The organism is Planctomycetota bacterium (assembly GCA_016125255.1).
Classification (GTDB): Bacteria; Planctomycetota; Phycisphaerae; order Phycisphaerales; family Zrk34; genus RI-421.
The window spans coordinates 599,525-618,918 of record WGMD01000002.1; the positions used below are offsets into that span (position 1 = coordinate 599,525).

Sequence of the window (19,394 nt, forward strand, 5' to 3'; positions counted from 1 at the left end):
GTCCATCATGTCCGAACGATTCCGGTACAGCGCCCTCACGTCCGCTGCCCTGTTGTCGGCCGCTCATTTCGCAGCCGCCTCGACCGTCAACATCAATGACCTGGACCTGCTGACGCCGACGACGACCTTCTCCACCGGCACCATCAGCAGCTCGCGCTACAACGACGGATCCGTCGACGCCGACGCGAATCTCGATTCCACCTCCGACGTGACCTTCGCCTTCGAAACCACCATCCACGACAAAACCCCCGGCTCCAACCGGACCCTCTTCGAGTTCGGCGGGTCCACCACCGGCTTCTCCCTCCTGCTCCGCGCCTCCGGCGACCTGACGCTTCAGCTCCGCGACGGGTCCGGCAACCGCGAGCTCGGCGGCGACTCGACCGCCCTGATGTACGCCGTGCCTGATGCCCTGCTCGACGTCTCGACAAGTATCGTCGCCTCCGTCGATCTGTCCGGCTCCAACGCCACCGTCCGGCTTTTCATCAACAACCAGTTCATCGGCGCCGCCACCGGCAAAGTCGCCACCGACTGGGCCGGCACCAACGACGGCGGATTCTTCGCCCGTTCCGACGAAGTCCTCTCCGCCAATTTCACCGATGGCGGATTCAACGGCCCTAACCCCTCCGAAGCCGTCGCCGACTCGACCCTCCGCGCCTACGAAAACATCGACGTCGTCGCCGCCAGCGAGTCCATCGCCGGCCAGTCCGCCACCTTCTCGTTCATCAACAACGCTTCAAACTCCAACTCCGCCTTCGGCTCCGGCAACTATATCAACACTGACAACTTCCTCGCCGCCGGCGCGGGCCCGATGACCCTCACCGGAACGCTCCCCGACACCGTCGTGCATCTGACGCTCGAGGACGTCAACGCCGGCAACTTCAACATCAACACGCTCGGCCTCGGCAGCACGCAGGATGGCAACAATTCGTGGAGCCCCGGCGACGCGTTCGACCTGACCTTCGACAAACCCGTCACGCTCGACACCCTCTGGCTCAACCACGGCGACTCGAGCGATCGCACCATGCAGATGCAGGTCATCCTCAACCCCGGCGAAGTCGACGAGCAGAACCTCGGCATCATCACCATCATCGACAACACCGCCGCACACCCCTACGCCATGCTCTTCGGCAGTGAAAGCGCCCAGTCCATCGTCATCAACCCCGGCACCGTCGTCCGACTCCTTCAGCCGGGCCTCTCCTCCGACGCCACACGCATCAGCGGCATCACCGTCACCGTCCTGCCCGCCCCCGCCGCACTCCCCGCCGGCCTGATGCTCCTGTCGATGCTCACCACCCGACGCCGCTTCACCCCCCAAGCCACGACCATTAATAGATTGTCATTCATTTGACGCTCCATGGTTGATCGGTCCAAGAGGGTAATATCCAATTCACATCACTTCCCCGTCGGCTTCATGATCCGCAGCACCGGGTGATCATCCACATCCTCCAGCGGAAAGTAGACTTCATGATTCTCTGGATTGACGCTGACCGTGTGCGCGTTGGGCCCGACCTGAAGATCCTCGCGCTTCGTCAACGTGCGGTCATGAAGATCGAAGATCGAAACGACATCCGACTCCGTCGCCACATACAGCCGCCCAAGCTTCGCGTCGAATGACAACACGTCCGGCCCAAGCCCCGTGCTCAGCGCCTGCTTCACCTCGAACGTGTTCAAGTCCACCACCAACAGCCGCGCATCGTTCTCGCAGGCGACGAATGCCAGCCGCTTGTCCGGAAGGATCAGCAGCCCGTGCGGCCCTTCGCCGCCTTTGAGCGGATGGCGCCCGGTGATCGTGTCCCTCGCCGGATCGATCACCACCAGCTCGCCGCTCGTCTGCACGTTGGCCATGATCATCCGCGAACCGGCATCGTACTGCGTATTGCCGACCTCGCCCCCCATGTCGATGGTCGCGACCCGACGATGCGTCGCGGTGTCGATGACCGTCTCCTGCCCTTGCGATTCATCGGAAACGTAGACCTTGTGCGCCTGCGGCGCATACGCCAATCCGTCGGGAAACCGCCCCGCCGGAACGTGCGCGATCGTCTTGAGCGTCTTCGTGTCGACCACGACAACCTCGCGCTCGCCCGGCGCGCTGACGTAGACCTCGTGAAGCTCCGGAATCGCCAACACTCCCGTCGCTGTCGCAAACCCCGGCAGATGCGCGATCACCTTCCCCTCCACGGTATCGAAGACGACCAGATGATCATCGCCCATATGCGTGAAATACAGCCGCTTCGTCGTCGGATCAAAACTCTGATAATCAAATCGAATCGCCCGCCCGGGAAGCGGCACATCCCGCACCTTCTCAAGACTCTGTCCCCAAACGCGAACCGGCATCACCGCCGCCAGCATCCCGATCCCCACCACCATCACGGTGTTCAGACGCATGGCGCACCTCCGAATCCATTCTATCAGCCACGCCCCAGGCCGCAGCAAGTGCAACAAATTGCCCCGAATCGCTCGATCAAACTCGCGCTATAATTCTTATCGCCCGCCCTGTCCCATGGGAATCCACCCCGATGTCGCTAAGCATTCAATTCCGGCTCGCCGCTCTATGTCTGATCATTGCCGCCTCCGCGCAAGCCGGCCGCGTCGAAGAGAAATTCGACAACGGCAAGATTCACCTCGAATACCTCACCAACGCGCAAAACCAGAAAACCGGTTTCTACCGCGAGCGCTGGCCCACCGGTCGACTCAAGGAGCAGTCCACCTACCGGCTCGATCAACTCGATGGCAAGCGGCAGCTCTGGGATGAGAAAGGTCAGCTCGCCGCCGAGGAAGTCTGGGCCGACGGCGTGCTCATCTACCCCAAGTCCAAAGCCCTCATCCTCCAGCGCGGCAAACAGATCAACAACACACCCATCGACAACGGCGGCTCCCCCACCCCCGCGGCATTCGCCGATGGCGTGCATCAACTGATGATCTACCGATTCCTCTGCGATGTTCCCTACGAGAATCTCGCGCTCGATCCCGACAAGAACGAGGCCTGTGCCGCCGCCGCCAAGGTCTGCCTCGCACTCGGCCAACTCACGCACAATCCCGACCGCAACCCTGGCCTGCCCGATGACCTCTTCGAACTCGCCAAAAAAGGCGCCGGCCACTCCAATCTCTTCGCCGGCAACAACGTCCCCCGCAATTCGATCAACGGCTACATGAATGACTCCGACCCCGGCAACATCGACCGCCTCGGACATCGACGATGGTGCCTCAATCCGCACATGCTCAAGACCGGCTTCGGCGTCGCCGGAACCTACCAAGCCATGTGGAGCTTCGACGGCTCGCGACCCGCAGCCGACATCTCCGACTGGGCCTTCGTCGCCTACCCCGCTCGCGGCTACATGCCCCGCGATTACTTCCATCCCAACTACGCCTGGAGCGTTACACTCAACCCAGCCAAGTATCAAACCCCTGTCGAGTCCGACATCAAAGTCGAAGTCCACCCCGTCACTCGCCCCGTCAGCGCCGTCGCGGACTTCGCCGCCGAACCCGCCCTCAACCTCAACTACTACCACATCGACACCGCCGGCTACGCCATCCCCAACTGCATCATCTTCCGCCCCGACAACGTGACCACCGCCCCCGGCTCCCGCTACTGGGTCATCATCACCGGCGTCAAAGACAAATCCGACGCCCCCGCGACCATCCAATACCTCGTCGAATTCTTCTGATCCTCCCCGGCGTTCGCGAATGGTGATGGCTCTCTCAGTAGACACCATCCGCATCTGCGGATTGGTCCCTAACGCCGCGTGGCTTGGGTGGCTGCACACGCATCTCAAAGTGATCAAGGTCACACTTCGCGGTCTGCATACGTTCCGCCACACAGGCACCACCTTCTAGTGAACGACGTCAAGATGCCCATCGCGCAACTGCGGAAGTTGCTGGGGCACCAGCGGCTCCAGAAAACCCAGCGGAATCTTCACCCGAGCACGGCGCACATGGCGGCGTCAGTGGCTCGGGTCGACTTCACGAAGCTGACCGGAAAGGAGACTGCGTGATGCAGACGCCAAATAGCAAGAACTCAGCAATCAAACGCCCAACTGAAAATCAGAAATCAACCCGACCTATGTATCAAAAGGAATCGATGAATGTCCAAGCGTAAGCAAAGTAAAAAGCCCACGGCGTAACGCCGTGGGCTTCGGAATTCGCTTGGTTGCATCGACTCAGACCGACGCGGCCATCTTCTCGGCTTTCTTGCGGGCGTCGTCGAGGGTGCCGACGTACATGAAGGCGCTTTCGGGCAGGTCGTCGGCTTCGCCGTCGCACAGACGCTTGAAGCTGTCGATGGTTTCCTTGAGCGGCGTGTAGATGCCGGGGAAACCGGTGAACTGCTCCGCCACGAAGAACGGCTGACTGAGGAAGCGCTCGATCTTGCGGGCGCGGGCCACGATGAGTTTGTCTTCTTCGGACAGTTCATCGACGCCCAGAATCGCGATGATGTCCTGCAGGTCCTTGTAGCGCTGAAGGATGACCTGCACGCGGCGGGAGACGGCGTAGTGCTCATCGCCGATGACGGTCGGATCGAGAATCGTCGAGGTCGACGCCAGCGGGTCCACGGCGGGGTAGATGCCCTTCTCGGCGATGCCGCGCGAAAGCACGACGAAGGCGTCAAGGTGGCTGAACGCCGTGGCGGGAGCGGGGTCGGTCAAGTCGTCGGCGGGCACATAGATGGCCTGCACGCTGGTGATCGCGCCCTTGTCGGTCGAGGTGATGCGTTCCTGAAGCTGACCCATCTCGGTCGAGAGCGTCGGCTGATAGCCCACGGCCGAGGGCATGCGGCCGAGCAGCGCGGACACTTCCGAACCGGCCTGCGTGAAGCGGAAGATGTTGTCCACGAACAGGAGCGTCTCCTTACCGGAGGCGTCGCGGAACTCCTCGCACATGGTCAGACCGGACAGGGCCACGCGAAGACGCGCGCCCGGCGGTTCGTTCATCTGGCCGAACACCATGGCGACTCGGTCGAGCACGCGGCGTTCCTGACCCTGCGCATCGGTGAACTTGGCCTCGGCCATTTCGCCCCAAAGGTCATTGCCTTCGCGGGTGCGTTCGCCGACGCCGGCGAACACGGAGTATCCGCCGTGCTCGCGGGCGATGCGGGCGATCATTTCCTGAATGACGACGGTCTTTCCGACGCCGGCCCCGCCGAAGAGGCCGATCTTGCCGCCGCGGACGAAGGGGCACAGCAGGTCGACGACCTTGATGCCGGTTTCGAGAATTTCGGTCTTCGGATTGAGGTTGACGAATTCCGGGGGCTCGCGGTGGATGGGGTTGCGCTTGGTGACATGGACCGGGCCGGCGTTGTCGATGGGGTCGCCCAGCAGGTTGAACACGCGTCCGAGCACCGCCTCGCCGACGGGCACGGTCACGGACGCCCCGGTATCGACGACATCCTGCCCGCGGCGCAGACCATCGGTGGACCCGAGGGCGACCGCGCGGACGCGTCCGCCGCCCAGGTGCTGCTGCACTTCGCCGGTCAGATGAATCTTGACGTTGCCGTCTTCGGAGTCGATCTTCAGGGCGTTATAGATTTCCGGAAGCTGATCTTCGGGGAATTGAGCGTCGAAGGTGGAGCCGATGACCTGGGTGATTTTGCCGACGGTGGGCATGGTGATCCTCTGCGATGATAAGGGAACCTGAAAATCCCTCTGAGGAGGGGCAATCAGGATAGCCGACACGCCCGCTGATGGCAACGGGCATCGGCGTCGAAAAATGGGAAATCCGGCGTGTCCGCCCCCCGTTTGGCCGCGAGGCGCAGGCGATTGCTTCATGCCCCGCCGCGCTCGCCGCCGGCTCGCGGCTGAACTTGCAAAACCGCTTATCAGCACCGATCATGGACCCAACCGGATCGTGCTGATCCAGGAGGGTTTTATGCTCACGAACGTGCTGGCTATGGGCGGATACACCGGCATCCTCGGCATTGTGTACCTGATCCTGGTTATCATCGCCCTGATCGACATCATTAAGGGCTCCATGGACTCGACCAAAAAGCTGATCTGGGTGCTGGTGACGATCTTCGTGCCTTACGTCGGCGCCATTTTGTATTTCCTCATCGGCAAGAAGTGAACACGATGCCGGCCGACACCCCGGACACCCCGGATCGTTCGCCGCGGGCGGGGTGGATCGGGCGGTGGGCCGGGGCGGGTTGGTCGGGGTTCTATTTCAGCAGCTTCTACATGTCCGTCACGGCGGCGGCGTTCGTGTTCGTCGCGGCGCGCTGGCTCGGACGCACGCTCGAACCGCGCTGGTACTGCGGGGCGGCGGTCGGGTGTGCATGGGTCTACCTCGTCGACGCCGGGCTCTTCCGCGTCCCGGCGGAGGACTTCGTCAACGCGCCGCGCCGCGCGGCCTTCATGGCTCGGTCGCGATGGCCGCTATTGATCGGGGCGGGGGCGGCGACGGCGGGCGTGATGATGCGCGTGCTTTCGATGCCGATGCATCGGGCGACGTGGATGCTGCTGGGTGCATTGACGGTCATCGCGGGACTGTATGTCATGCCGATCATTCCCCGCCGCGACGGACCGGCCAAACGCCTCAAGGACTTCGCCACCGTCAAACCCATCGTCATCTCCATCGCCTGGCTCGCCGGGGCGATGGGGCTGGCCGTGACCGAGGGCGTGACGCGGCACGACGAGGTTGTGCACGAATGGCTCATCGGGGCGCTGCTCATGACGCTCCTGCTCGCCGACTCGATCGCGCTGGACTGGGCGGATCGGCCCGGCGACGCCGGAGCCGACGTGCATACGCTCGCCACGCGCTTGACGCCGCGCGGTTACGACCGGCTCATGCTCGCCTGCATCGCCCTGCAAATCGCGCTGACCCTGATCGGCCTCGCCCTCGGCGGCGGTCCGCTCTGGCTGCTGCCCGCCCTCATCATGATCGCGACCCACGGCTGGAGCCTGTACCTGACCCGCTCCCCCCGCCGCGACCGCGTCCTGGTCGGCTCCGCCATCGCCGCCTGGCGCATCGCCGGAGCGATGGCCGTCTGGTTGATGTGGTAAGAAGGTGTCAGGCGTCAGGTATCAGCGGTCAACCAGAAGTGGCCCCATGCTGACTGCTGACCGCTTCCTTAAAACATTCCCGTCATCGACTCGTGCACGAGCTTGGCCAGACATTCGCGCAGGACGGTGTACGAATAATGCCGGCGGGCGAGTTCGTAGTTTCGGTCGGCCCATTGCTTTCGCGTCGCCGCGTCATCGAGAATCGCGCGGGCAGCGTCAACCGTGGCTTCCGACACGAACGAATCGAAGGCGACGACCTTGAATCCCTTGGGCTTGATGTCCGCGCGGAAGATATCGTACGCGCTCATCACCAGCGGGCGGCGATAGTAGATCGCCTCCAAAAACGCATTGCCGAAGCCCTCGATCGCCGACGGATACGTCACAAGGTCCGCATGTTCGTACGCATCGGCGAGCGAAAATAGTCGCCGTCCATCGTCGTCCGTCCCGCCCTTCTGACTGAACCGGTCCGCCGCGAGAATCAGGCGCACGTTCATCGCCTCCGCATAGCGCACCAGATACTTGCGATACGCATCGCCCTCGTCGCCCGATGAATGCGTCACCACCAGCGCCGCCGGCCGATCAAGCCAGTGCACCAGATCAATCGCGCACTCGATGCGCTTGCGCGGCACAATGCGCGTCGGCTGAAGAATCAAAAGCTCCTCGTCCTTAAGTCCGATCGCTTCGCGCAGTTCGTCCGTCGGAACCTGCGACCGCTGCGGGGGCGATTCCTGGGGTGACTCAAAGTTCATGACGTTGGGCACGAGCGAACAGCGCATGCCGATGCGGCGCGCCAGCTCGTGCGCCGCGTGGGTATTGATGACGACGTGATGAATCTGACTCATCGCCGGGGGGAACGCCGCCTGAAGGTAGTCGGCGGCGGCGGTCAGGTCGTAACGCGGCCTTTCCCACGGAAAATCATGATGATGCGCGATCGTCGGCAGTCCCGTCTCCGCCACCAGTTCCGTCAGCGCCAATCCCATCGGCACATGCATCGGCAGCGACAGGGCGTTCTCGACGATGAGCAGATCGATGTCGAAGCGCCGCACGAACTGCGTCAGCGCGTCATTGAGCCGACGGCGGAGTTCATGCACCGCCTGCGAAGTTTTGGGCGAGCGCGTCGTGCTGCCGAAAAGATCCTCGTTGATCGCGCGCACGTCCGGGTGATCGAAGTGCGCGATATCCAGCACCATGCTGCGATCCGCCGGCCGATCCGATTCCCCGGCGAAGAAATAGCACGTATGACCCAACGCCTCCAGCGTCGCCGACCACTTGGCCGACTCGAGCGAGACGCCGTCCGTCCCCGCCAGGCGGGTCGCGACGATGCCGATACGCAGTGGGTTCACATCAGACATGGGCAGCTAAAGAATCATACGTCCGTCGATGCCATTTCGTTCTCGTGATGAGTGATTTGACACGAAGACACGGAGGCATGGAGACACGAAGAAGAACATCAAATGGATAAAAAAACCGCCTCTGGTTTTCTCCGTGTCTTCACGTCTCCGCGTCTTCGTGATAAAGACCTCGGCCTCGACGCGCCGCTTACTTGGATTGTCCGTCTTGGGCGCGTCGCCATTGGCGCAGGCGGCGCCAGACGTGGATGCGGTTGCGCAGCTCCAGCACGGCGGGCATGATCGTCATGCACACGATCAGCGTCATCGAGATGCCCACCGCGAGGACGAAGCCCAGACTGCGAATCCCGCGATGCTCGGCGAAGAGCATCGAGGCGAAGGCGAGAATGGTCGTGCCGCTGGTGAGGATGATGCCCTTGCCCGTGCCCTGGCTGAGCCCGGCGGGGCGGCGGCGCGGGTTCTGGCGGTAGCGATGCATGATGTGTACGCCGCTGGCGACGCCGATGCCGAACATCAAAGGCAGCACGATGATGTTCGCCGGGTTGATCGTCACATCGAACAGCCACATCATCGCGAAGGTCAATACGAACGCCACCGACACCGGCAACAGGCACAACAGCGCATCGACAAGCCGCAGAAAATCCAGGTACGCCACGATCAGCACCGCGATCAGCGCCAGCGCCCCCGCCTTCTGATAGCTCCATTGCATCAGCAGCCCCGACTCGTAAATCTGTACCGGCGAACCCGTGAAATTCCCGTCCACCGAGCGCACCTCCTCGATGTACGGCTTCATCGCGCCGGGGTCCCACACATTCGCTTTCGGATACACCTTGAGCTGATACCGCACCGGCTTGACGATGCTCACCACCTCGCGGCGCATCAGGGCGGGAAGATCATCGACGCGCAGCGGGCGCGTCAGAAGCGACTGGTCGATCTGCCAGCGCAGCTTCGTCTGAAGCGACACGAAAAGCCCGTGCAGGGCGGCCATGCGCTCCGACGCATGTTCCTTGAACTTCGCATCCGCGAGCACTTCCTGAATGCGCCGCACCTTGTCGAATAGCTGCGAGAGCGCTTCATGCACCTTCGGCTCCGCCTTCACGTCATCGCGATTCAGCGCGATCGAGAGCACCAGATTCAATCCCGTCAATCGCTGCGCCAATCCGCCCGCGTCGATCGCTTCGGGCGTCACGGGGCTATCGAGCAGCGGCGCGATCTGTTTGCGGGTTTCCTCGATGAGCGCGACCTTCTCGTCCTCATCGGCCGGGAACATCAGGCCGACGCCGCCCACGCTCGCCACGGACGGCAACTGACGGAATTGCTCCGCCCGGCGTTTGGCGACGTCCAGACTGTCGGTGATCGACACGCCGTAGAGAAGCGACTGCGCGCTGTGATCGAGCACGCGCTGCTGCCACCGCACGCTGGCGAGCCCTTCGGGCAGCAGGTTCATGAGGTTGTTGTCGTAGCGCACGCGCGCCATGCCGACGAAGCTCAGCGCGACGATCGCGCCGGCGACGAGGCAGGTGATGACCGGGCGATGGATGAGCTGCATGATCCAACCCTGCCGGTGCATGTCGATGAGGCGTCCCTCGGCGGAGGGATTGTGGCGAAGCTGCGGGCGGCAGAGGCGCAGGAGGGCGGGCATGACGGTGAGCATGGCGAGCATGCAGAGCATGACGCCGACGGCGGCGATGTTGCCCATCTCGGCCATGCCGGTAAAGTCCGTCAGGAGCGTCGTGCCGAAGGCGAGCGCGGTGGTGATCGCGCCGGTGATGATGCCCGGGCCGGTCGTCTGGATCGTGTCGATCATCGTCTGACGGAATCCCGCGATGCCCTCGGCGTGATTGGGGCGGATCAATTCGAAGTGCGAGACGATATGGATGCCGAAGTCGATGCCCAGGCCCAGGAGGATGACGGTGAAGACGACGCTGAGGACTTGAAGGTGTCCGATCGCCAGGGTCAGGTACCCGAAGCTCCACATCACGCCGACCATCAGCGCCCCGACCATGATCAGCGGGATGCTGAAGCTGTGGAACGCGACGATGAGCAGCACGGCGATGCCGACGACGGAGATGATCGAGCACCAGGTCGAATCGCGCATCGACATGTTGGTTTCGTCAGCTTCGATGACTGGCACGCCGGTGAGCCCCGCGTCGATGCCGGGCATTTGCTTCATGGTCGATTCGAGCGACGCCCGCGCCAGCCGCACCGCCGGCTCGAACTGGTCGACCGAGTCCGTGGACGGCTCGCCCTCGATTTCGATGAACAGCAGTTGATGATCATCGGAGTCCAGAAACTGCCAATCGCTCTGCCCCGACAGGTCGAACGCCGCCGCGGTCGAACCGGCGTCGGCGCCTTCGAGCACCTGCGTGATGCCGTCGAGCAGCGTGCCGAACTGGGCGATCATCTCGACGGCCTGGTCGGCGGTGGTGTCCTTCGATTGGCTTTGCAGCGCGGCGGGCAGGGCGCTGAGCAGGTCGCCGAAGTTCCTGGCCTTGAGCATCGGACCGGCCTGCGACATTTCGGCGAGGTGGGTCTTGAAGCTGTCCATCGGATCGAGCCGCAGGAGAATCGGCGACATCTGCCGCGGGTCGTAGCCCCACCACACGCGCCGGATGGCGCTTTCATGATGTTCGAGCTTCGCCACGGTCGCCCGCACGAAATCCTCCGCCTTCGACCGGCCGTCCTCCCCGCCGGGCACGCGGACGACGATGGCGATCGAGTCGTAGCCGGAGAACTGCCGGCGGTACTCGATGTACTTCTTGTTCCAGTCCAGCGAAGCGCTGATCAGGTCATTGCGGTCGGCATCGAATCCGAGCCGCGCCACGGTGAGCCCCACCGACGCCGCCGCAAGCAGCCCCGCCGCCAGCAGCACAACCCACGGCCGATCGCAAACGAAGCGGGCTCCCCCCCCCAGCAGATTGTGTCGAAGCTTGTCGTGAACCACGTGCGGCCGCATCCCTGTTCAAGTCAGTCGCGTAGTTGACCGCACCGGACGACGTGCGTCAACCTCGCACATCTTCCGATAACGCGCCGCCCCTGCGTCCGAACATATTACACGTCGTGCATCCGCCCGCCCCCGGCCGATCATCCTCCTCGGCCCAGTGACCTTTTGAGAAGGAACGTCCCCCATGAGTAAACGCCAGTTGATCGACGCCATCCGACACTACAACCCCACCGCCGGCGAGCAGTTTCTCATCGAGTTCAACGAAACTGCATTAAAAAGCTATCTCCGCCATCTGCGCTTCCTCCGCCGCCCGCGCGGCGGACGCAACCTCTGGGTCCGCGGAGCCGAAACTCCCGCCGTGGTGACACGACAAAAGTAAGTGCGCAATGGGGAATGCGGAGTGTCTGACCTCTGACCTCTGATCCCCGACCCCTGATCCCCGACCTCAACGCCAAGCCCCCCGCCGTTCGCGGTGCGGAGGGAAGTACAGACCAAGCCGCCGACCTGATGGCCGGCGGCTTGTCTTTTGGTGGTTCCCTCGTATCCGCCCGGTTCATGTTCGCCGGGGCCGTGTCCGCAGCCGCGCATCCCCAACGAGCCGCGCGCGTCAGCGACGCGGTCGAGCCCGCATCCATTCATGTTCCTGGACCGCTCCCTCACGGTCGCGGCTCGTTGAAAACGCTATTTGATTTGCCAAACCGCACTAAAACGTGCCGGACTGCTCGCCGATCCCGGTGTAGTTGTTGCCGTTTTCGGGTTTGAACTGAATCTGCACGCGGTATTGGAAGCCCACGCCGGCAAGGGCGATGCGCAGATGGGTGGGCGCGATCTTGGTGGGGCGCGTGGCGTCGCGCGTGGCCCGGTTGAACGGCCCGAGATTCAGTATGCTGCGTTCCGCATCCTCGCCATACGCGCGGTATCGGGCCCAGACGCTGAGGTTGAACTGGTGATAGTCGCTCACTTCATTGAGCGCATACACGACGCGCAGCCACCCGTTGCCGGGCACATCGCATTCAAACGACTGCTCCGCCGGATCGGCCCACACGGGTCGCGCGATCAACAGCGTCGGCGCCAACATCCCCATCGTGAGCCGCGCCATCGCGTATCGGCGCGAAATGACCTGACGCGCCTCCCCATGTCGCGCGGAGTTTTGCCAATTTGTCGGGCCCCAAAGGCGATCAACAGTCATGACGTCTTCCTGTCGGGTCATCAGCGGTACTGAATCGGCGTGGCGATGTCGTAGGTTTCGAGGATCGAATGGGTCGCCACATGCCCGTCGACGAACGCCGCGTCGCCCTTGCCCGTGTCCAGATCGGCCCCGTTGTGATAGGTCGCCAGCGCATCGGAGAACGGCGGGCCGGGCACTTTCGGGTCCAGCGTGGCGGCGAACAAGCCGTCGTCCATCGCATTGCCGTTGTACGACGTCACCCAGGGATTCTGCTCCGCGAAGAGCATCAGACTCGCCGGATGCTTCACATCCGTCGTCCGGCGAAGACTCGGATACCCCGCCCAACCCTTGGCGCCGACCTGCCCCGGCAGAATGAAATAGATGTTCATCGCGTAGCTGAACGCCGGCGTGACGCCCTTGGGGCACACGTCGATGAACTTGGGGCACAGATACAGGGCGTCCTTCTGGCCGGTGTACTTGTAGAGCGTGCCCTTGGTCACGGCGGCGGGCGTCTTCCACGAATCGAACCACGCGATCGAGTTGTCCACCCACTCGCGCGGGCCGGGCAGTTCGCTCTTGTAGTCATACGAGTAGAGCACCGCCGCCATGTAAAGCTGCTTGAGCTGCGTGCCGCACACGACCGACTTGGACACATCGCGCGCCTTGGCCAGCGAGGGCAACAAGATCGAGATCAGCAATGCGATGATCGCGATGACCACGAGAAGTTCGATGAGCGTAAAAGCGCGTCGTCGCATGGTGTCGTTCCTCGATGCAGGAGGCCGGATGAAACGCGGTCGGACGGCTTTCGCCGTCCGACCGCTTGGGGGTACACGATTGCTCATTTACGACGGCGACGCAGCACCGTCAGCCCCATCAGCGACAGACCCGCCGGCAGAGCCGCGGGGGTCGGGACGCTGGTGGCGAAGATCGCGAAGTTGCTCCCGTCGCCGAGCGGCGCCCGATTGCCGAGGAAAGCCGCGCCGGTGTCGGTGGCGAAGTTCGCAGCCGAGGTCCATGAATACACGTCGCCGTTGATGAGGAAGGCGTAGAACCCGCTGCCATCGGAAGCGATCGCCGTATTCGAGCCGTTCTGCCCGAAGCCCCCGCGCGAGCCGAGGAACACGGCGCCCGTGTTGCTCAGGAAATTCGCCGCGGATGTCCAGGTCCACACATCGCCGTTGAACAAGAGGGCCGTGACGTTGCCCGCGTTGTCCATCGCCAGTGAGTTATTAATGCCGTTCTGATCGATGCCGCGATTGCCGAGCAAAGACGCGCCGATGTCGGACTGGAAGTTCGCGACGGAGGACCAGGTCCACATGTCGCCGTTGTCGAACCAGGCGTAGATTTCCCCATTGGGACCCGCCATCACGGTCGTGTTCGTCCCGTTGCCGCCGGCGGACCGATTGCCGACGAGCACGCCGCCCGTATTGGTGGCGAAGTCGCCCGCGCTGCTCCATGTATACACATCGCCATTGTCGATAAACGCCCCGAAGTACCCCGCTCGGGCCGAGCTGACGCAGAGCCCGAGGCACAATGCGATCGCGACTTGGATGAATTGGGTTCTCATACTCACATTCTTCCTTTCAACGTCCGCCGTACCGGATTTGCTGAAACTTTGCGGACGGACCATCCGCCGCGAAGCTTCGCCTCATCACTTGACGGACTTGATTCCAAAGTTGGGCGCCTCCAGCCCGGCGGCGGGCGAACCGCCGTCGCGAGCATGCCTCATCAATCCCGCGATGTCCTCCGCGCTCAAGGCGCGATTCAACACCGCCACTTCATCGATCGCCCCCTGAACGTAACCGTCTTCCATATCGCTTCGGCGGCCGATCATCACGGGACCGGCCGCGCGGAACACGCGCAGGTCCGGCTCCGCGACCGCCTTCTCGCCGGCGAGCCGACCGTCGATGTACACCCGTACCTTCGCCCCGTCGTACACGCCCGCAAGCAACACCCAGCGCTTCGTCGGCATCGGCTCGACGGCATTGGCGTCGGCGATCCCGGCAAAGTTGCCATCGCGCATCAGACCAACCGCGAACGCCGGGCGGCCTTCGAAGATTTCGAGCGTATACCCGTTCCCGCCGCTCCAGTTGTGAATGATCGCCTGCGGGTCGGCGCTGTCGAGGCGGACCCACGCCAGCAGCGTCAGCCGGTTGCCCGGATTGAGCAGCGATTCGTCATTGTCGATGCTCAGGGCGGTGTGGCCGTCAAAGATGAAATTCGGATTGCTCTGCGTTCCGCCCGCGGCGAGCGCACCGAGCGCCTGAGCCGGCCGACCCGACATGACATCCTTCACCTGGCCGTTCACCGCTTCGCCGCCGGTCCAATACGCGATCGGCCCCAGCGCACGGACCGCTGCGATGAACGCTCGTGCGTCGATCGCCGGCGTCGGTGGCAGCACCAGAAGCTCCGCCGAATCCGTCACCACCTCGACGCGCCCGTCGACGATCCGCCGGGTCCAACCCGCTCGGAGCGTCTGCGAAGCCGTCGGCGTGTCGAGGCGCACCACGCCTTCAAGCACCTGAACCACCGCCCGTTTGTCCGTTCCCACGCGGACAGCGAACTGCGTGCCCAGGTCGACGATGCGCGAACCGTCCGGCAGATCGACGGTGAAACCATGTGCCGCTTCGGGGACCAGCACCTGGAGCATGCCCGAAGTGAGTCGCCCGCGGTTGGGGCCGGTCATTTCAAATTCGCACGGACCGGACAGATCGACGACGGCCGTGGAACGGAACATGACCTGCGCCTTGCCCGCCGTCAGTTCGATCGGGCCGCGCGAAAGGTCCTGCCCGAGTTTGTCGTTCATCTGCGGATTGGCGAATTCGGCGCCGTCGATGTTGGTGAGCATGGCGACCGAAGACGAAGGGCCGTCCGTTGCGGGCGCGTCATGACGATCGCTCTTTGAGAATGTGGCCAGCCACACGCCGCACACCAGTGCGATCGCCGCCGCCATCGCCAGCACCGCGACCGCGCGGCGGAAAATCGGTCGCGGCTCGTCGAGGATCAGAACATCCGGCACATCCGCCGACAAACCGGCGGGCTTGATCTGCCCGCGGTTGATGAGCTGCTGCACCTGCGTGCAGAGCGCGACGAATTGGCGACGACTCTCCGAACTATTGAGAAGCTGTTCGTTGAGCTGATCCATCTCGCCCGCCGACATCTCCGAGCCGAAGTAGCGAACGGCGTAATCCATCAGATTGAGGGAGAGCTCAGACACCGCTTGACCCTCCCGCCATGCGTCGCTTCATGCACTCATTGAGAAACTGATGCGACCGGGCCAGCGCCTTGTAGACCGCCGCGACGCTCATGCCGACTTTCTGCGCGACTTGCGAAGTGGCGAGCCCTTCCGTGTACTGCGCGTGAATCATCTGCTGCACGCGCTCCGAAAGCTGACTGACGCAATGCTCCAGCGCCTCGCTCATCTCCGCCGAAATGGGCTGAGCATGTTCATCCCACTCTGCTTCGAGCATGTCCAGCACGCGCTCGTCGAGCACCAGCCGGCGGCGATCGGACTTGCGAATCAGATCGAGGGCGAGCCCGCGGGCGACGGTCCGCGACCAGGCCAGCAGATGGGGCGGATCGTTGATCTCGTCCGCCTTGGCCATCGCTTTGAGGCACAGTTCCTGAAACACATCGTCGGCCCGGTGCGCGTCCCGCACGATGGCCCAGATGTATCCGGTCAGCTGGACGCGCTGCTGAAGCAGGTTGTGTACGATTTGCTGTTGGTTCATGTCATTCGGCCGCGCGGCAAATGAATCGCGGCCCGTCCTCCATAGACATACCGATGCGGAGCCCACGATTCTGGACATCCGGCGAAAAGGTTTTTGGGGTCTTCGCCGCCGACAATCGCAGCGCACAGCCATAAAACAATTGCCACCATCATTTTAGGCGATCAGGCCCGAAGGCAAAAAAAGGGCATGCGTCCTCGAAAAAACCGCCGACCAAGGGCCGGCGGTTTGTCATGGGTGTCAGAGGTCGATGCGTGTCGATGGCCAGTTCCCGGTCACTTGTCCGCCTTCGGCGACGAGGCGGGCGGTGCGGCGGGCTCCGCGGCCTTCGGGGCCGGAGCGGACGCCGGGGTCGGCGAAGCGTTGAGCGAAGGCAGGTCGCCATCCTTGAACGGCTCGGGCGTGAGCACGACGGCCAGCGGGGTCTTGAGGTACGTGTTGGCGACGCGGTGCACATCGGCCGCCGTCACCGCCTTGAGCTGCGCGATCGTCTTGTCGCCGGCCGCATAGCCCAGACCGTAAAGCTCATTAAGCGCCGCCATCGACGCACGCTGCCCGTTGGACTGCATGTCGCTCGCCTCGCCGGCGATGACGGCCGTCCTGGCCCGGTCGAGCGTCGCCGCGTCGATCGTCTCATTGCGGATGCGATCCACCACCGCCAGCGCCCGCGACATCGCTTCGTGCGTCGTCGGCACTTTCGTGTTGAACATCACCGCCCAATACCCCGGCGCGACGCCCGTCATGATCCCCGACCCGACCGCATAAACGAGCCCCGGCCCTTCGCCGCGCAGCGCCTGATCAAACCAGCCGACCGGGAAACTGCTCATCACCTGATTCATCACCTGAAGCGCCGCATAGTCCGGGTTCTGCCGCGCCATGCCCGGCCCGTACGCGATCTGCACCGCCACCAGGTCCTTCGTGCTCGTCACCTGCACGATCTTCGATTCCGCCTGCTTCGTGTCGAGCGGTTTGAACGGAACCTTCGCCTTGCCCGGCATGTCGGCGAATAACTTCGTCGCCTCGGCGATGACCTGCGCTTCGTCGACGTCGCCGAACACCGCCAGCACGCTGTCCGACGCCGCGATGTGGTCGGCGTAAAACGCCTTCAGGTCCCCCGCACTCAGCTTCTCGATCACGCCGGTCCGACCGACCGTCGCCTGTGACCACGGATTGTCCGGCCCGAAGTACGCCGCCCGCACCGAATTGCGAACCTGCTGGTACCACGTGTCGTTGAGCGAGCCCGCCTCCGCCAGAAGCCGCGGCTTGATCTTGGCCCATTCGCCCTCGTCGAACGTCGGATGCGTCACGATCTGCGACATGATCGACAGCACCGTCGGCCAGTCCTTTGAAAGCGACTGCGCGCTGACATAAAAAGTGCTGTTGCCGCATTCGGAATTGAGCTGCGCGCCCAGGTCTTCGATCTTGCGGGCGATGTCGTCGGCGCTCATGTCGCCGGCGCCCTGCGTGAGCATGTCGCACATGGCGTTCGCCACACCCTCATGCCCCGGCGCGTCGGCCATCAATCCGCCAAGCTGATACCACTGCATCGACACGATCGGCAGCCGCGTGTTCTTCTGCACGATCAACCGAAGCCCGTTGGGCAGACGCACCATCTTCACCGGCGTGATCACCGTCGCCGGCGCCGCCGCCGTGCTCTGCGACTCCGACATCATCTCCTTCACCAGCGCCTGATTGTCCAAATCCATCAAATAAACTTCGCCCTTCTTCGCCAAACGCGGGTCCGGCTCCGCCTCCTTGGGTCGGCTCAGCTCCGGCTGAACATTCTTCTGCGGCAGCAGCTTCGCCGTCACCATGTGCTGCGGATCCAGATACTTCTTCGCCGCCGCCGTCACCTGTTCGATCGTCACCTGCTGAAGCTGCTCGACATAATGATCCAGATAATCCGGGTCGCCCGTGTTGATGAAATCGCTCGCCAGCCGCTCCGCCGCCGCGAAAGCCGTCTGCGATTCGTACGTCGCCCCCGCGACGACCTTGCGCTTCGCCCGCGCGACTTCCTCCTCCGTCACGCCCTCCACGTACAACCGGCTGATCTGCGCGAGGATCGCCTCCTTCGCCTTGTCGATCGTGTCCGATTCGCACGTCGCGTCGATGCCGATGAGCCCCTTGCCCCACGGCTCGCTGTAGTTGTACGCGTCGATGCTCGTGACCAATCCGTCCGCATCGCGCACCGTCTTATTGAGCCGGCTCAGTTCCCCGTCGCCCAGCACGCTCGTGAGAATGTCCAGCGCGTATTCGTCCGTATTGCCCTGCCGAACGCCCTGCCACACCAGCCGCAGACGCGGGCGGTCCACATCCGCATAGCCCGTGACTTCCTTCGGCTCGGCGATCGGGTCCAGCACCGGCAGCACCACGCCCGGCAATCCCTTCGCCGGGTACGGTTTCCACAGCGTCGCCACCTGATTCACCACCGCGACCGGATCAATGTCCCCCGTCACCACGAACACCATGTTGTTCGGCACATACATCCGCTTGTAAAAATCATAAATCTGATCGCGCGTCACCGTCATGTATTCGTCGACGTAGCCGATCGTCGGATGGCGCGCCGGATGGTTCGGATACGCCGCCAGCGACGTCACCTTCCAGAAAATCCGCTGCGGCTCGCCCCGCCCCATCGCAAACTCTCGCAGAATCACGTCCCGTTCCCGCGCATATTCCTCCGGCACGATCTGACAATTGTTCATCCAGTCGCTGATGAGGTCGATCGCCTCCGACACGTGCTCGCTGGACGTGTTGATGTAGTAGCGCACGTTGTCCAAGCTCGTCGACGCATTCGTCTCCGCGCCGATTTTGCCGAGGATTGCGTTGTTTTCCGATTCCTTGCGGTGCGAAGTCGTCCCGCCCGAAACCAGATGCTCCAGAAAATGGCTCAGCCCCATCCCGTTGTACTTGCCTTCGTACACCGACCCCGTTTTCACCCAGCAGTGCACCGACGCCACCGGCGCCGTCTTGATCTGCTGCGCCAGAACGACCAGCCCGTCGGGAAGCTGCACGATCAACCGGTCCGGCCGCTGACTGAGCACGCGATACTCGAGCTTGTCCCCCGCCCGCGCGATCGGCGCCATCGCCAAAAGACCCAGCATCACAAGGACAACACGACGAACGACCACATGACGCATGGGCATACATGAACTCCTGGTTGAGCGAACGATCAATTGGGCCTGTGAAGAATCGAACCACCAAGACACCAAGGTC

General features: G+C 63.3%; 16 protein-coding genes. 5 read left to right on the top strand and 11 right to left on the bottom strand.

The window, feature by feature from the left end:
• Window positions 1-7: 7 nt before the first annotated feature.
• Window positions 8-1,348, top strand: coding sequence for a hypothetical protein (locus tag GC162_03625; protein MBI1367723.1), 1,341 nt, complete (start codon window positions 8-10; stop codon window positions 1,346-1,348).
• A 44-nt stretch (window positions 1,349-1,392) separates the two neighbouring features.
• On the opposite strand, the gene GC162_03630 is transcribed toward GC162_03625, so the two are convergent.
• On the bottom strand, window positions 1,393-2,385 hold the full coding sequence (locus tag GC162_03630; GenBank protein MBI1367724.1) for a hypothetical protein: 993 nt from the start codon (window positions 2,383-2,385) through the stop codon (window positions 1,393-1,395).
• Between the two features lie 131 nt (window positions 2,386-2,516).
• On the opposite strand from GC162_03630, the gene GC162_03635 reads away from it, so the two are divergent.
• Entirely contained in the window at window positions 2,517-3,665 is a 1,149-nt protein-coding gene (locus tag GC162_03635; protein ID MBI1367725.1) for a hypothetical protein, read from the top strand.
• 492 nt (window positions 3,666-4,157) lie between these two features.
• On the opposite strand, the gene atpD is transcribed toward GC162_03635, so the two are convergent.
• Window positions 4,158-5,600: a F0F1 ATP synthase subunit beta gene (gene atpD / locus GC162_03640; GenBank protein ID MBI1367726.1), complete on the bottom strand. Its 1,443-nt coding sequence runs from the start codon at window positions 5,598-5,600 to the stop codon at window positions 4,158-4,160.
• A 262-nt stretch (window positions 5,601-5,862) separates the two neighbouring features.
• Between atpD and GC162_03645 the strand changes: the two genes are divergently transcribed.
• Complete coding sequence (locus GC162_03645; protein ID MBI1367727.1) at window positions 5,863-6,057, top strand: hypothetical protein; 195 nt, start codon at window positions 5,863-5,865, stop codon at window positions 6,055-6,057.
• Between the two features lie 5 nt (window positions 6,058-6,062).
• Entirely contained in the window at window positions 6,063-6,992 is a 930-nt protein-coding gene (locus tag GC162_03650) for a hypothetical protein (protein ID MBI1367728.1), read from the top strand.
• 68 nt (window positions 6,993-7,060) lie between these two features.
• On the opposite strand, the gene GC162_03655 is transcribed toward GC162_03650, so the two are convergent.
• Both GC162_03655 and GC162_03660 read right to left on the bottom strand, forming a co-directional pair.
• Window positions 7,061-8,344: a glycosyltransferase gene (locus GC162_03655; protein MBI1367729.1), complete on the bottom strand. Its 1,284-nt coding sequence runs from the start codon at window positions 8,342-8,344 to the stop codon at window positions 7,061-7,063.
• 187 nt (window positions 8,345-8,531) lie between these two features.
• The gene (locus tag GC162_03660; GenBank protein ID MBI1367730.1) at window positions 8,532-11,297 is read right to left on the bottom strand and encodes an MMPL family transporter; all 2,766 of its coding nucleotides are present in this window, start codon (window positions 11,295-11,297) and stop codon (window positions 8,532-8,534) included.
• 172 nt (window positions 11,298-11,469) lie between these two features.
• Here GC162_03660 and GC162_03665 point away from each other — a divergent pair, with 172 nt between their 5' ends.
• The gene (locus GC162_03665) at window positions 11,470-11,664 is read left to right on the top strand and encodes a hypothetical protein (protein ID MBI1367731.1); all 195 of its coding nucleotides are present in this window, start codon (window positions 11,470-11,472) and stop codon (window positions 11,662-11,664) included.
• A 324-nt stretch (window positions 11,665-11,988) separates the two neighbouring features.
• On the opposite strand, the gene GC162_03670 is transcribed toward GC162_03665, so the two are convergent.
• The 7 genes from GC162_03670 to GC162_03700 all read right to left on the bottom strand — a co-directional run bounded on the left by GC162_03670 (window position 11,989) and on the right by GC162_03700 (window position 19,324).
• Complete coding sequence (locus GC162_03670) at window positions 11,989-12,474, bottom strand: hypothetical protein (GenBank protein ID MBI1367732.1); 486 nt, start codon at window positions 12,472-12,474, stop codon at window positions 11,989-11,991.
• A 20-nt stretch (window positions 12,475-12,494) separates the two neighbouring features.
• Window positions 12,495-13,295 (bottom strand): prepilin-type N-terminal cleavage/methylation domain-containing protein, encoded by an 801-nt coding sequence (locus GC162_03675; protein MBI1367733.1) that lies wholly within the window; start codon window positions 13,293-13,295, stop codon window positions 12,495-12,497.
• A complete protein-coding gene (locus GC162_03680; protein MBI1367734.1) occupies window positions 13,292-14,020 on the bottom strand; it encodes a hypothetical protein in 729 nt (242 codons plus the stop codon). The genes GC162_03675 and GC162_03680 overlap by 4 nt, the downstream gene beginning before the upstream one ends.
• 84 nt (window positions 14,021-14,104) lie before the next feature.
• The gene (locus tag GC162_03685; GenBank protein ID MBI1367735.1) at window positions 14,105-15,670 is read right to left on the bottom strand and encodes a hypothetical protein; all 1,566 of its coding nucleotides are present in this window, start codon (window positions 15,668-15,670) and stop codon (window positions 14,105-14,107) included.
• A complete protein-coding gene (locus GC162_03690) occupies window positions 15,663-16,316 on the bottom strand; it encodes a sigma-70 family RNA polymerase sigma factor (protein ID MBI1367736.1) in 654 nt (217 codons plus the stop codon). The genes GC162_03685 and GC162_03690 overlap by 8 nt, the downstream gene beginning before the upstream one ends.
• A 16-nt stretch (window positions 16,317-16,332) precedes the next feature.
• Window positions 16,333-16,566: a hypothetical protein gene (locus GC162_03695; GenBank protein ID MBI1367737.1), complete on the bottom strand. Its 234-nt coding sequence runs from the start codon at window positions 16,564-16,566 to the stop codon at window positions 16,333-16,335.
• Window positions 16,457-19,324 carry a hypothetical protein gene (locus GC162_03700; GenBank protein ID MBI1367738.1) on the bottom strand — a complete coding sequence of 956 codons (2,868 nt, stop codon included), beginning with the start codon at window positions 19,322-19,324 and terminating at the stop codon, window positions 16,457-16,459. Before GC162_03700 ends, GC162_03695 begins: the two co-directional genes overlap by 110 nt.
• Window positions 19,325-19,394: the final 70 nt, after the last annotated feature.

Coding starts and splice junctions, on each gene's coding strand:
- GC162_03625 (MBI1367723.1), top strand. CDS start 8: ATGTCCGAACGATTCCGGTACAGCGCCCTCACGTCCGCTGCCCTGTTG.
- GC162_03630 (MBI1367724.1), bottom strand. CDS start 2,385: ATGCGTCTGAACACCGTGATGGTGGTGGGGATCGGGATGCTGGCGGCG.
- GC162_03635 (MBI1367725.1), top strand. CDS start 2,517: ATGTCGCTAAGCATTCAATTCCGGCTCGCCGCTCTATGTCTGATCATT.
- atpD (MBI1367726.1), bottom strand. CDS start 5,600: ATGCCCACCGTCGGCAAAATCACCCAGGTCATCGGCTCCACCTTCGAC.
- GC162_03645 (MBI1367727.1), top strand. CDS start 5,863: ATGCTCACGAACGTGCTGGCTATGGGCGGATACACCGGCATCCTCGGC.
- GC162_03650 (MBI1367728.1), top strand. CDS start 6,063: ATGCCGGCCGACACCCCGGACACCCCGGATCGTTCGCCGCGGGCGGGG.
- GC162_03655 (MBI1367729.1), bottom strand. CDS start 8,344: ATGTCTGATGTGAACCCACTGCGTATCGGCATCGTCGCGACCCGCCTG.
- GC162_03660 (MBI1367730.1), bottom strand. CDS start 11,297: ATGCGGCCGCACGTGGTTCACGACAAGCTTCGACACAATCTGCTGGGG.
- GC162_03665 (MBI1367731.1), top strand. CDS start 11,470: ATGAGTAAACGCCAGTTGATCGACGCCATCCGACACTACAACCCCACC.
- GC162_03670 (MBI1367732.1), bottom strand. CDS start 12,474: ATGACTGTTGATCGCCTTTGGGGCCCGACAAATTGGCAAAACTCCGCG.
- GC162_03675 (MBI1367733.1), bottom strand. CDS start 13,295: ATGAGCAATCGTGTACCCCCAAGCGGTCGGACGGCGAAAGCCGTCCGA.
- GC162_03680 (MBI1367734.1), bottom strand. CDS start 14,020: ATGAGAACCCAATTCATCCAAGTCGCGATCGCATTGTGCCTCGGGCTC.
- GC162_03690 (MBI1367736.1), bottom strand. CDS start 16,316: ATGGCTGTGCGCTGCGATTGTCGGCGGCGAAGACCCCAAAAACCTTTT.
- GC162_03695 (MBI1367737.1), bottom strand. CDS start 16,566: ATGGCGACCTGCCTTCGCTCAACGCTTCGCCGACCCCGGCGTCCGCTC.
- GC162_03700 (MBI1367738.1), bottom strand. CDS start 19,324: ATGCCCATGCGTCATGTGGTCGTTCGTCGTGTTGTCCTTGTGATGCTG.